The sequence below is a fragment of the Comamonas brasiliensis genome (assembly GCF_018292285.1).
In the GTDB taxonomy this organism is placed as follows: domain Bacteria; phylum Pseudomonadota; class Gammaproteobacteria; order Burkholderiales; family Burkholderiaceae_C; genus Comamonas; species Comamonas brasiliensis.
Map to the genome: position 1 here is coordinate 772,419 of NZ_JAANES010000003.1, position 12,499 is coordinate 784,917.

The 12,499-nt window shown below is 64.3% G+C and carries 10 protein-coding genes; 5 read left to right on the top strand and 5 right to left on the bottom strand.

The features are described 5' to 3' along the window. Nucleotides 1–34: 34 nt before the first annotated feature. The 5 genes from kdpB to DJFAAGMI_RS16190 form a co-directional block, all read right to left on the bottom strand. The gene (gene kdpB / locus DJFAAGMI_RS16170) at nucleotides 35–2,125 is read right to left on the bottom strand and encodes a potassium-transporting ATPase subunit KdpB (RefSeq protein ID WP_211457889.1); all 2,091 of its coding nucleotides are present in this window, start codon (nucleotides 2,123–2,125) and stop codon (nucleotides 35–37) included. A gap of 3 nt (nucleotides 2,126–2,128) precedes the next feature. Next, nucleotides 2,129–2,842, bottom strand: a complete 714-nt coding sequence (gene kdpC / locus DJFAAGMI_RS16175; protein WP_211457890.1) for a potassium-transporting ATPase subunit KdpC — start codon at nucleotides 2,840–2,842, stop codon at nucleotides 2,129–2,131. A 64-nt stretch (nucleotides 2,843–2,906) separates the two neighbouring features. Next, the gene (kdpA, locus tag DJFAAGMI_RS16180) at nucleotides 2,907–4,613 is read right to left on the bottom strand and encodes a potassium-transporting ATPase subunit KdpA (protein ID WP_211457891.1); all 1,707 of its coding nucleotides are present in this window, start codon (nucleotides 4,611–4,613) and stop codon (nucleotides 2,907–2,909) included. Between the two features lie 115 nt (nucleotides 4,614–4,728). After that, entirely contained in the window at nucleotides 4,729–4,824 is a 96-nt protein-coding gene (gene kdpF / locus DJFAAGMI_RS16185) for a K(+)-transporting ATPase subunit F (RefSeq protein WP_003059029.1), read from the bottom strand. Between the two features lie 108 nt (nucleotides 4,825–4,932). Then, nucleotides 4,933–6,207, bottom strand: coding sequence for an MFS transporter (locus DJFAAGMI_RS16190; protein WP_211457892.1), 1,275 nt, complete (start codon nucleotides 6,205–6,207; stop codon nucleotides 4,933–4,935). A 265-nt stretch (nucleotides 6,208–6,472) separates the two neighbouring features. Here DJFAAGMI_RS16190 and DJFAAGMI_RS16195 point away from each other — a divergent pair, with 265 nt between their 5' ends. The 5 genes from DJFAAGMI_RS16195 to DJFAAGMI_RS16215 all read left to right on the top strand — a co-directional run bounded on the left by DJFAAGMI_RS16195 (nucleotide 6,473) and on the right by DJFAAGMI_RS16215 (nucleotide 12,463). Next, nucleotides 6,473–8,101: a peptide chain release factor 3 gene (locus DJFAAGMI_RS16195; RefSeq protein WP_211457893.1), complete on the top strand. Its 1,629-nt coding sequence runs from the start codon at nucleotides 6,473–6,475 to the stop codon at nucleotides 8,099–8,101. 151 nt (nucleotides 8,102–8,252) lie between these two features. Further along, entirely contained in the window at nucleotides 8,253–9,053 is an 801-nt protein-coding gene (locus DJFAAGMI_RS16200) for an HAD-IIB family hydrolase (protein ID WP_211457894.1), read from the top strand. A gap of 251 nt (nucleotides 9,054–9,304) precedes the next feature. Further along, entirely contained in the window at nucleotides 9,305–10,291 is a 987-nt protein-coding gene (locus DJFAAGMI_RS16205) for a TRAP transporter substrate-binding protein (protein WP_003059037.1), read from the top strand. A 201-nt stretch (nucleotides 10,292–10,492) separates the two neighbouring features. Beyond that, the gene (locus DJFAAGMI_RS16210) at nucleotides 10,493–11,008 is read left to right on the top strand and encodes a TRAP transporter small permease (protein WP_043005417.1); all 516 of its coding nucleotides are present in this window, start codon (nucleotides 10,493–10,495) and stop codon (nucleotides 11,006–11,008) included. Nucleotides 11,009–11,176: 168 nt separating this feature from the next. Next, the gene (locus tag DJFAAGMI_RS16215) at nucleotides 11,177–12,463 is read left to right on the top strand and encodes a TRAP transporter large permease (RefSeq protein WP_003059041.1); all 1,287 of its coding nucleotides are present in this window, start codon (nucleotides 11,177–11,179) and stop codon (nucleotides 12,461–12,463) included. Nucleotides 12,464–12,499 lie beyond the last annotated feature (36 nt).

Genomic DNA, 12,499 nt, shown 5'->3' on the forward strand with positions numbered 1-12,499 from the left:
TGGGAGCCCGGAGGAGCCCCAGAGGGCGAACGACTCAGACCAGATGGAGCGCGGTCAGCAGCAGGTCGATGAGCTTGATGCCCACGAACGGTACGATCAGCCCGCCCAGGCCGTAGATCAGCAGGTTGCGGCGCAGCAATATGGCGGCGCCCACGGCGCGGTACTGCACGCCGCGCAAGGCCAGCGGCACCAGGGCGATGATGATCAGCGCGTTGAAGATCACGGCGCTCAGGATGGCGGAATCCGCGCTGTGCAGCTGCATCACGTTGAGCGAGGCCAGTTGCGGATAAGTGCCCACGAAGGCGGCCGGAATGATGGCGAAATACTTGGCCACATCGTTGGCAATGCTGAAGGTGGTCAAGGCCCCGCGCGTCATAAGCATCTGCTTGCCGGTTTCCACCACCTCGATCAGCTTGGTGGGGTTGGAGTCGAGATCGACCATGTTGCCGGCTTCCTTGGCAGCCTGGGTGCCACTGTTCATGGCCACGGCCACATCGGCCTGGGCCAGGGCCGGCGCATCGTTGGTGCCGTCCCCCGTCATGGCCACCAGACGGCCGGCCGCCTGGTGCGAGCGGATCAGCTGCAGCTTGTCCTCGGGCCTGGCTTCGGCCAGGTAATCGTCCACGCCGGCCTCGGCGGCAATGGCGGCTGCCGTCAGCGGGTTGTCGCCCGTCACCATCACCGTCTGTATGCCCATGCGGCGCAGCTCGGCAAAGCGCTCGCGCATGCCGGGCTTGACGATGTCCTTGAGCTCGATCACGCCCAGCACCCTGGCGCCGTCGGCCACCACCAGCGGCGTGCTGCCCTTGCGCGAGACCTGGTCCACGGCCAGTTGCACCTGGGCCGGGAAGCTGCCGCCCAGCGCCTCGACATGCCGGCGCACAGCATCGGCAGCGCCCTTGCGCAAGCTGCGCAGGCCTTGAGCGCTCTGCAGGTCCACCCCGCTCATGCGCGTCTGTGCGGTGAAGGGCACGAACTCGCCCGGGAAATCGGCGCTGCTGCGCTCGGGCAGGCCATGGCGCTCCCTGGCCAGCGCCACCACACTGCGGCCTTCGGGGGTTTCATCGGCCAGCGATGACAGCTGGGCCGCTTCGGCCAGCTGCGCGGCGCTCGTTCCCGGTGCCGGCAGAAAGTCGCAGGCCTGACGGTTGCCCAGGGTGATGGTGCCGGTCTTGTCCAGCAGCAGCACGTCCACATCGCCTGCAGCCTCCACAGCCCGCCCCGAGGTGGCGATGACGTTGGCCTGCATCATGCGGCTCATGCCGGCCACGCCGATGGCCGACAGCAGGCCGCCGATGGTGGTCGGAATCAGGCAGACCAGCAGCGCAATCAGCACGGCGATGCCGACGACCGAGCCCGTACCGGCCTGCGTCACCGCAAAGACCGAGAACGGCCACAGCGTGACGATGACCAGCAGAAAGACCAGCGTCAGACCCACGAGCAAGATCGTCAGCGCCATCTCGTTCGGAGTCTTCTGGCGCTTGGCCGACTCGACCATGGAGATCATGCGATCCAGAAACGACTCGCCGGGGTTGACCGTGACCTCCACCACCAGCCAGTCCGACAGCACGCGCGTCCCGCCGGTCACCGACGAGAAGTCGCCCCCGGCCTCGCGGATCACGGGAGCGGATTCGCCGGTGATCGCGCTTTCGTCCACCGACGCCACGCCCTCGATCACCGTGCCGTCGAGTGCAATCGTGTCACCGGCCTCGACGAAGATGACCACCCCCTTGCGCAGCTCGCTGGCTCGCATGGGAATCCAGGAGCTGCCGAAATGCGGCTGCTGCAGCAGCTTGGCCACGGTATCGCGCTTCATGCCGCGCAGGCTGGCGGCCTGGGCGCGGCTGCGGCCCTCGGCCAGGGCCTCGGCAAAGTTGGCAAACAGCACGGTGAACCACAGCCACAGCGCAATCGCCAGCACAAAGCCGCTGTTCTCGCTGCCCGGCTCCATCAGGCTCTGCCACCACAAGAGGCTGCTCAGGATCGCCCCCAGATACACCACAAACATCACCGGGTTGGCCCACTGCGTGCGTGGCGAGAGCTTGCGCAGCGCATCCCAGAGCGCCGACTTCACCAGCGCGGCGTCAAGCAGGCTGCGGCCTGCCGTCATTTTTCTTGCGCTCATGGCTTACTCCTTCGCAGCGCTGTTGGTGGGCTGCAAGGCATCCAGCGCCAGATTGAGTTGCAGCACGTTCACGCGCGGCTCGCCCAGCAGGCCCAGGCTGCGCGGTTCGGTGGCCCTGTCCATCAGCTCCACAAGCCTGGCCTCGGGCAGCTGGCGCGCCTGTGCCACGCGCGGCAGCTGCAGCCTGGCATTGGCCAGCGAGATATGCGGGTCCAGACCCGAGGCGGAGGCGGTGACCGCATCCACCGGCACCGCCAGATCTGCGGCCATGCCGTTATCGGCGCGGTACCGGGCGACACGCTGCGCCACGGCTTCGGACAAGTCCTTGTGCGTCGCCCCCTGGTTGCTCGCACCGGAAAGCCCTGCGTTGTAGGGAGCAGCAAGGCTTGCACCCTCCTGGTTCGGGTCCGGCGCCATGGTGGCGCTGGGGCGGCCGTGGAAGTACTGTGGCCCGGTGAACTGCTGGCCGATCAGGGCCGAGCCCACGATCCGGCCCTCGCGCTCGATCAGGCTGCCATTGGCCGCATGGGGAAACAGCGCCTGTGCCACGCCCGTGGTCAGCAGGGGATAGGCAATGCCCGAGACCACCATCACCAGCAAGGCGGCACGCACGCTGGCGCCCAGCAGCCGGGGCCAGGAAGCGGCTTGCGCCTCGGGCTGCGTTGTTGCATGACCGGGCTGCACCGAGGTGCAAAGAGTTTGAGTCGATGTTTTCATGTTTGCTCCCCGGTCTGCAGCCGCACAAGGACTGCAGACCATTGGCATCACTTGGAAGAAGGCGTCAGGCGTAGAGCTGACCCACCAGCATTTGCAGCTGCTCGATCACGGGACCCAGGGCCAGCGCCGGCAGGAAGGTGAGACCGCCCACCACCAGCACCACGAACACCAGCAGGCCCATGAACAGTGGCGTGGCCGTGGGGAATGTTCCCGGCCCTGCGGGCACGGTGGCCTTGGCCGCCAGGCTGCCGGCCACGGCCAGCATGGGCAGCAGCGTCAGAAAGCGCCCCGCCAGCATGGCCAGACCCGTGGTGGTGTTGAAGAACGGGGTGTTGGCGTTCAGCCCGGCAAAGGCCGATCCGTTGTTGGCCGTGGCCGATGCATAGGCGTAGAGGATCTCCGAGAAGCCATGCGGGCCGCGGTTGTTGAGACTGGCTGCGGCATCGGGCCAGAGCACGGCCAGCGCCGTGAATCCCAGAATGCAGGCCGGCGGCACCAGCACCGCGAGCATGACCAGCTTGATCTCGCGCACCTCGATCTTCTTGCCCAGGAATTCGGGCGTGCGACCGATCATCATGCCGGCCAGAAACACCGTGAGGATGGCGTACTGAATCAGATTGATCAGCCCCACGCCGTCGCCGCCGAAGACGCAGTTGAGCATCATCTGGGCCAGCGGCGTGATGCCGCCCAGCGGGGTCAGCGAATCATGCATGGCATTGACCGAGCCCGTGGTGGCTGCCGTGGTGGTGGCCACGAACAAGGCCGTGTCGGCAATGCCGAAGCGCAGCTCCTTGCCTTCCATATTGCCGCCGCTCTGGGTCAGGCTGTACTGCTGATCGGCTCCGGCGCGCGCCAGCAGCTGGCTGCCGTTCTGCTCGGCCACGAACACCAGGCTCAGAAAGCCGACGAACATCACCATGCAGGCTGCAAACAGCACCCAGCCCTGCTTGCGACGCAGCAGCATGGAGCCGAAGGCGTAGGTCATGCCCGCAGGAATCAGCAGCATCGAGAGGATGTGCAGCAGATTGGTCAGCGGTGTCGGGTTCTCGAAGGGATGGGCCGCATTCATGGCAAAGAATCCGCCGCCGTTGGTGCCCAGATGCTTGATGCTTTCCAGGCTGGCCACCGGCCCCATCAGCAGCTGCTGACGGCCTCCTTCGAGCGTCGTCGCCACGGCTTCGGCATGCAGGGTCTGCGGAATGCCCTGCCAGACATAGACCAGGGCCATGATGAAGGACAGCGGCAGCAGCACGCGCCAGAACACGCGCACGAAGTCGACCCAGAAGTTGCCGACATCCTTGCTACTGGATCGCGCCAGGCCGCGCACAAAGCCGGCTCCGGCAGCAACACCCGTGGTGGCACCGGCAAACATCAGAAAGGTGATGACCACCATCTGCGTTGCATTGCTCAGGCTGTTCTCACCCGAGTAGGCCTGCCAGTTGGTGTTGGTGATGAAGGAGGCTGCGGTGTTGAAGGCCAGGTCGGGCGCCTGCGCCGCAATCTCCAGTGGATTCAGCGGCAGGGCGCCCTGCAGGCGAAGCAGCCCGTAGCCCAGCAGCATCATCAGCGCATTGCTCAGCACCAGGGCTGCGCCATAGCGCTGCCAGCCCATGCGCTCCTGCGGGTTCACGCCCATGGCACGGTAGCTCAGGCGCTCCAGCCAGCCATGGTGCTCGCTGGTAAAGCAGCGCGCCAGCCATTGGCCCATGGGAATCGTCAGCAAGGTCGCCGCCGTCAGCACGGCCGCGAATTCCATCCAGGGTAGCCACATGATCCACCCCTTTCAGATGCGCGCCAGGGCGCGCACAAAGCCCAGCAGTCCGACAAAGCAGACCACGGTCAGACTCACAAAAATCAGGTCTTGCAGCACTTGCATGGCGCCCCCTTCAGAATTTCTCGGGGCGCAGCAGCGCATAGCCCAAATAGGCAAACAGCCCCAGCGCCGTCAGGGCGGCCAGGGCTTCGATCCAGGTGATGCTCATTTCATTCCTCCCGCAAGCCGTTCACGCGGCTTGATTGCGATGGAGGAACTGTAGAAATTAGCCCGTCAAGAACGGGTAGAGATTGGGCTTGCCGATATCAAGACGGCATCAAGACGCGGCCCGGTTCGCGGCTGCGACCTTGGCCAGCCACTGCACGCGCAGGGCCAGCACGATGACCAGCGCCAGCACGGCCAGGGCCACCGAGCCCACGCCCGTCCAGCCCCAGCGCGACCAGAACCAGCCCGCCCCGGCCCCCAGCACGCTGGAGCCCATGTAGTAGCCCCAGAGGTATAGCGACGATGCATGGCCTTTGGACTGCGTGGCCAGCCGCCCCACCCAGCCGCTGGCCACCGAATGCGCGACAAAGAAGCCGGCCGTCAGCAGGACCATGCCCGTCACGATGGCAGCCAGCGGCTGTAGCAGGGTCAGAACCACGCCCAAGGCCATCAGCAAAGTGCCCGCGACCAGCACCGGCCCGCGACCCAGCCTGTCGGCCAGCCCCCCGGCAATCGGCGACGCCGCCGTGCCCAGCAGATAAGCGTAGAAGATATGACTGATCTGCAACTGGCTCAGACCATAAGGCGATGCGCTGAGCAGAAAGCCGGCATAGTTGTAGATGCTGACAAACACACCCATCAGGCCGAAGGCGATCAGGAACAGCAGCGGCAAGCCCGGGTGGCGCAGATGACGGCCCCAGGCCTGCAGGTGGTATCTGGCGCCCAGCCCGGTCTTCTTGATGAAGTTGCGCGAATGGGGCAGCAACCAGACAAAACCCAGGGCGGCCAGCAGATCGAGCACCGAAAGCACCGCCATGGCGTGGCGCCAGCCCCAGAATTCGGTCATGGCGCTCATGCCGACCCGGCCCAGCATGCCGCCCAGCGCCGTGCCGCCCACATACAGGCCCATGGCAAAGCCCAGACCAGGCGGATCGATCTCCTCGGAAAGATAGGCCATGGCCACGGCGGGAACGCCGCCCAGCAACAAGCCTTCCAGCGCCCGCGCGGCCAGCAGCGCATGCCATTGCGGCATGAATGAAGCCAGCAGATTGCACAGCGCCGCCAGTGCCATGGAGATGAACATCAGCTTGCGCCGCCCCAGCCCCTCGGACAAGGCCCCCGCCAGCACGATGGATCCGGCCAGGCAGGCCGTGGAGACCGACAGCGCCAGCGCGCTCTGGGCCGGACTGACGGAAAAGCTGTGGACCAGCTCCGGCAGCAGCGGCTGCACGCAGTACAGCAGGGAGAAGGTGGCAAACCCCGCCAGGAACAACGCCACGCTGACCCGCCAGTACTCGGGAGTGCCGCGCTTGATCCATACCGGAGCAGCAGTGGCAGGAGACTGGTTGGGTAAGGAGGTGTTCACCTCCTGCGGGGCGCTATTCATGAGAGAAAGATGAGGACCGGAAACAAGGCCTCTATTGTGCTGTGCATCTGCCAGTTGTCGCAGCCGGCGGCCTTGGGCAGTGGCGTCGACCGGCCCGCATTTCCGCAGCGGCTCCAAGAATTGGCCCTGCCGTTAAAATAAGCGCCCTCAAGACTTATTCACAGGTCTGCCCTGCATGGGTGCGGGCCTGGTGCGGCAAACGGACCGCTGCACCTTTTGTTGTCACAGCCGGCGTTCTCCGGCTGTATTTACAGCTCTCAATACTGTGTCATACGCCCCAGAAACCCGGCGCCGTCGTACGTTCGCCATCATCTCCCACCCGGACGCGGGTAAGACCACGCTGACCGAAAAGCTGCTGCTGTTCTCGGGCGCGATCCAGATTGCCGGCGCCGTCAAGGGCCGCAAGGCCTCGCGCCACGCCACCTCCGACTGGATGGAAATCGAAAAGCAGCGCGGCATCTCGGTGGCCTCGTCGGTGATGCAGATGAGCTACCGCGACCATGTGATCAACCTGCTCGACACTCCCGGCCACAAGGACTTCTCGGAAGATACCTACCGCGTGCTGACGGCCGTGGACTCGGCGCTGATGGTGATTGACGCGGCCAACGGCGTGGAATCGCAGACCCGCCGCCTGATCGAGGTCTGCCGCCAGCGCAACACGCCCATCATCTCCTTCGTCAACAAGTTCGACCGGGAAGTGCGCGACCCGCTGGACATCATGGACGAAGTCGAGCGCGAACTGGGCATGCCCTGTTGCCCCATCACCTGGCCCGTGGGTCAGGGCAAGAGCTTCGGCGGCATCATCAATCTGCGCACGCAGAGCATGACGGTGTTCACGCCCGGCAGCGACCGCGGCCCCAAGGACTTTGAAGTCATTCCACTGAGCGAAGGCGACAAACTGCGCGCGCGCTTTGGCAAGGCTTTCGACGATGCCCTGGAATCCATGGAACTGGCTGTTGGCGCCTCGGCCGAATGGGACCATGAGGCCTTCCTGGCAGGCAAGCTGACCCCCGTGTTCTTCGGCTCCGGTGTGAACAACTTCGGTGTGATGGAAGTGCTGGACGCCGTGGTCGACATGTCGCCCCCGCCCGGCCCGCGCGTTGCCTTCACCGAAGTGAACCGCCAGCGCGAAGAAGTCACCATCAACCCCGAAGACAAGACCTTCGCAGGCGTGGTGTTCAAGGTGCAGGCCAATATGGACAGCAACCACCGCGACCGCATTGCGTTCGTGCGCGTGGCGTCCGGCAAGTACACCCCCGGCATGAAGATGAAGGTGCAGCGCACCGGCAAGGAATTGCGTCCCACGTCCGTGGTGACTTTCATGTCGCAGCGCCGCGAGGCCGTCGACGAGGCCTATGCGGGCGACATCATCGGCTTCACGATTCACGGCGGCGTGCAGCTGGGCGACTCCATCACCGACGGCCCCAATCTGCAGTTCACCGGCCTGCCCTTCTTCGCACCCGAAATGTTCATGACCGTGGTGCTCAAGAACCCGCTGCGCACCAAGCAGCTGCAGCAAGGCCTGATGCAGCTGGGCGAGGAAGGCGCGATTCAGGTCTTCAAGCCCGATGTCGGCGGCAACATGCTGCTGGGCGCCGTGGGTCAGCTGCAGTTCGAAGTGGTGCAGCACCGCCTCAAGACCGAGTACGACTGCGACGTCCGCCTGGAAGGCTGCCAGTACACCGGGGCACGCTGGATCACGGCAGACTCGCCCGCCGAGCTGCGCGAGTTCGAGAACGCCTACCCCATGCGCCTGGCGCATGATGCGGCCGACACCCTGGCCTATCTGTGCACCAGCCCCTATGACGTGCGCCTGGCGCAGGAGCGTTTCCCCAAGATCCACTTCCACCCGCTGCGCGAGCATGCGGGCCTGGCACTGGGCTCGGCGAATTGAGCGTGATCACCCCCTGAGGCGCTTCGCGCCTTCCCCCTCTCTGGCTTCGCCGGAGGGGGACGACATCCTCGCTGCGAGGCGGCTCTTGCTCGATGTCTCTGAGTTGGACCGCGCTGGCTTCAGGCGAGGATCAACATCGAGAGAGTTTGTTGTGAGCCAAGAATTTCTGCGCCCTTTGTCTGAACTGCAGACACCTGCCAAGCTGCTGGGCGTGCTGACCGATATCGACGACACGCTGACCACCGAGGGCGTGGTGCCCGAGCATGTGGTGGCCGCCATTGCGCGCCTCAAGGATGCGGGTCTGAAAGTGGTGCCCATCACTGGTCGTCCCGTGGGCTGGAGCGTGCCGTTCGCATCGGCCTGGCCCGTGGACGCCATCGTGGCCGAGAACGGTGCCGTGGCCCTGCGCCGCAATGCCCAGGGCGGCCTGGACAAGCTCTACCAGCAATCTGCCGACGAGCGCGCCCGCAACTTTGCCCGCATGCAGCAGGTGCTCGAGCAGATCGAGGCCACCGTGCCCGGCGCCAAACGCGCCACGGACTCGGCCGGCCGTGAATGCGATATCGCCGTGGACCACAGCGAATTCACGAACATGCCCCAGGCACAGATCGATGAATGCGTGGCCATCATGAAGGCGGCCGGCATGAATGCCACCGTCAGCTCCATCCACATCAACGGCTGGTTCGGCGAGCACAACAAGCTCGAAGGTGCACGCTGGATCACGCGCGAGCTGTTCGACATCAATCTGGACGCCACGCTGACGCGCTGGGTGTATATCGGCGACTCGACCAACGACCAGCAGATGTTCGAGCACATGCCCCACAGCGTGGGCGTGGCCAATATCGCGCGTTTCGTGCCCCAGCTCAGGCATCTGCCGCGCTATGTGACCACGGCCGAGCGCGGCGACGGCTTTGTGCAGCTTGCCGATCAGCTGCTGGCTCAGCAAAAATAGTAGCTGCAACCGCTCTTTGCTTAATGATTTCAACATCAAAACGATCTGAAATCGTTTGAGAACAAGCGCAAGCAGCTCTCATTTTCAAAGGCCTCCGTGCTTGCCGGCACGGAGGCCTTTTTTGACGTCCACCCATCGCCAAACACGATGCATCCACCCGTACAAGACGACCCCCGGATGCGTAAAAACCCACGGTTGGCACTCACTACAATTTTTGATTCATTTCAAAACATTTCTGAGAGACCAACACCATGCGCATGATTCGCCGCACCTTTGTCGCCACGGCCGTGGCAGCAACAGCCGCCCTGACCGCAGGCACTGCATTTGCCCAGGGCAAGGAAGTCAAGATCGGCTATGCGCTGGCCGTCAACTCCCATTACGGCGCTGCTGCCAACGCCTGGGCCGAAGGCGTGGAAAAAGGCACCAACGGTGCCTACAAGTTCAAGCAGTTCCCCGCCTCCGCCCTGGGTGGCGAGCGTGAGCTGATCGAAGGCCTGCAGCTGGGCACCGTGGAAGCCGCCATCGTCTCCACCGGCGCCCTGAGCAACTTCGTGCCCGATGTGGGCGTGGTGGATATCCCCTTCCTGTTCCGCGACACCCAGCACGCACGTGCCGTGATGGACGGTGCCTTCGGTCAGGACCTGCTGGCCAAGTTCCAGAAGCGCGGCCTGATCGCGCTGGCCTGGGGCGAGCAGGGCTTTCGCCATCTGAGCAACAACAAGCATGCCGTCAATGGCGTGGCTGACCTCAAGGGCCTGAAGATCCGCGTGACCGAGAACCCCGTGCACATCACGGCCTTCCGCACCCTGGGTGCCTCGCCCACTCCCATGTCCTGGCCCGAAGTCATCGGTGCGCTGCAGCAAGGCACGATCGACGGCCAGGAGAACCCCATCTCCGTGCTGGTGTCCGCCAAGCTGTGGCAAGTGCAAAAGCACCTGACCCTGACTTCCCACGTCTACGCCCCCATGGCCCTGATCGTGTCGCCCTCGTTCTGGGGTTCGCTGAACGCCGCCCAGAAGACCGCCTTCACGGAAGCCGCCAAGAAGGGTGCACTGGCCTCGCGCGCCTTTGTGGACAACGTGGAGAAGAAGGGCGTTGAAGAAGCCAAGGCCAACGGCATGAAGGTCGTGGAGAAGGTCGATCAGGCCGCCTTCCGCACCGCGCTGGAGCCCGCGTACAAGGAATACGCCAAGAAGTTCGGCCAGAAGACGCTGGACTCCATCACCGCCGTCAAGTAAGCACCGGCACCATGGGACGGCCTCCGCTGAGGCAGTCCCATGCATCTTTCTCACTCCCGGGCAAGGCAGGTCCTTGCCCGGCTGCGGTCAGCACGAATGGACTTGCGCCAATTCCCGCCGATGATGACGCAGCCTTCAACTCCGTGACGCAGCCGGCTCTTGCGGCAGGCTTCGCCGCTGCCTCTGCTCCCCCCCACTCCTATGCTTGATCGTATCGAACGCATTCTCGTGGCCGGCAATCGCTGGCTGCTGATTTTGCTGCTGCTGGCCATGGCCTGCATCGTCTTTGCCAACGTGGTGCTGCGCTACACCACGGGCGACTCCATCGTCTGGGCCGAGGAAGTGGCCCGCCACATGATGATCTGGGTCACTTTTCTGGGCTCCGGCCTGGTGCTGCGCTTTGGCGGCCATGTGGCCATCGACAATCTGCACCGCAGCGTGAGCACCCGCAAGGCGCAGGCCATGCGCGGCTTTGTCGTGCTGATCCTCGCGGTCTTCTTTGTCGTGATGACCGTGACCTCCTCGCAGTATGTGTACGCCACACGCTTTCAGACCACGGCGGCCACGGACATTCCGATCTCCTATATCTACGGCGCCATGCCTGTGGGCTTTGTGCTGATGCTGATCCATCTGCTGTTCATCGCACGCGGCTACATCACCGCAGGCAGCTTCGCCGAGTCCGATGAAATGGATGCGGATGCCGCAGCGTCGATATGAAACACCCCCTGTGCAGCTTCGCTGCTTCCCCCTCTCTCGCTTCGCGGGAGGGAGACACACCTTCGGTGCGGGGCGGCGCGGCCGGCATAGGCCCTTCCTCGGTGTATCTCACTTGGGACGCGCCAGTTTCATGCGCTGCGCCATGAATCTCTGATTGATTGAAACATCATGGGTATCACTTTATTTGTTGCCATCATCGCCCTGCTCACGCTGGGCTTTCCGGTGGCGTTTGCGCTGGCCATCTCGGCAGCCCTTGCAGTCTTTGTCGGTGGACGTTATCCACAGCTGATCGTCTTCAAGGAAATGTTCACGGGCATCGACAGCTTTCCGCTGATGGCCGTGCCCTTCTTCATCCTGGCCGCGGAGCTGATGTCGGGCGGTGCACTCACGGCCGTGCTGCTGCGCTTTGCCGCCCAGTTCGTCGGCCATCTGCGCGGCGGCCTGGGCTATGCCAATGTGCTGTCGCTGACCATGTTCTCGGGCATCTCGGGCTCGGCCCTGGCCGATGCAGCCGGCCCCGGCTCCATGATGGTCAAGATGATGGACAAGGCCGGCTACAGCCGTCCCTATGCGGCCGCGCTGACGGCCAGCACCGCCATCGTCGGCCCCATCATTCCGCCATCGGTGAGCATGATCATCTATGCGCTGCAGGATGAGAATGTGTCCGTGGGCGGACTGTTCATGGCCGGTTTCATTCCCGGTATTCTGATCGCGCTGGCCATGGCGGCCGTCAACTGGTGGGTCTGCAAGAAGCGCAACTACCGCAGCACCGAGCCGCGCCCTTCGGCACGCGAGATGTGGAGCACCAGCTTCAAGGCCATCCCCGCGCTGATGCTCATCGTGCTCATCGTGGTCGGCATCCGCTTCGGCATCTTCACGCCCACGGAAGCGTCCGTCGTGGCCGTGTTCTATGCACTGGTCTGCGGCAAATGGGTTTACCGCACGCTCAAGTGGTCGGCTCTGCCCGGCATCCTGGCGCGCTCGGCCATGCTCACGGCCTCGGTGCTGCTGGTGATGGCGACCTCGGCAGCATTTGCCTGGGTGCTCACGGTGGAAGGCATTCCGCAGTATCTGTCCGAGCTGATCGTGAGCTGGGAACTCTCGCCCGTGATGTTCCTGATTGCCGTGAACATTCTGCTGCTGGTCTTCGGCATCTTCATGGAGCCGCTGCCCGGCGTGATGATTCTGGTGCCCATTCTCGCGCCCATTGCCTTCAGCCTGGGCATCGATCCCACGCACTTCGCCATGGTGGTGATCGTCAACCTCACGCTGGGCATGATCACGCCGCCGGTGGGCGGCCTGCTGTTCGTGACCGCCGTGTCCACGCGCGTGTCCATCACCGATCTGACGCGCGAGATGCCGCTGTTCCTGCTGGCCCACTTCGTCGTGCTGTGCCTGCTGACCTTCATTCCGGCACTGTCCACCTGGCTGCCGCATACGCTGGGCTTCCAGTAAGCACTGCGTTCACTCGCCAAGGCTGCCTCCGGCAGC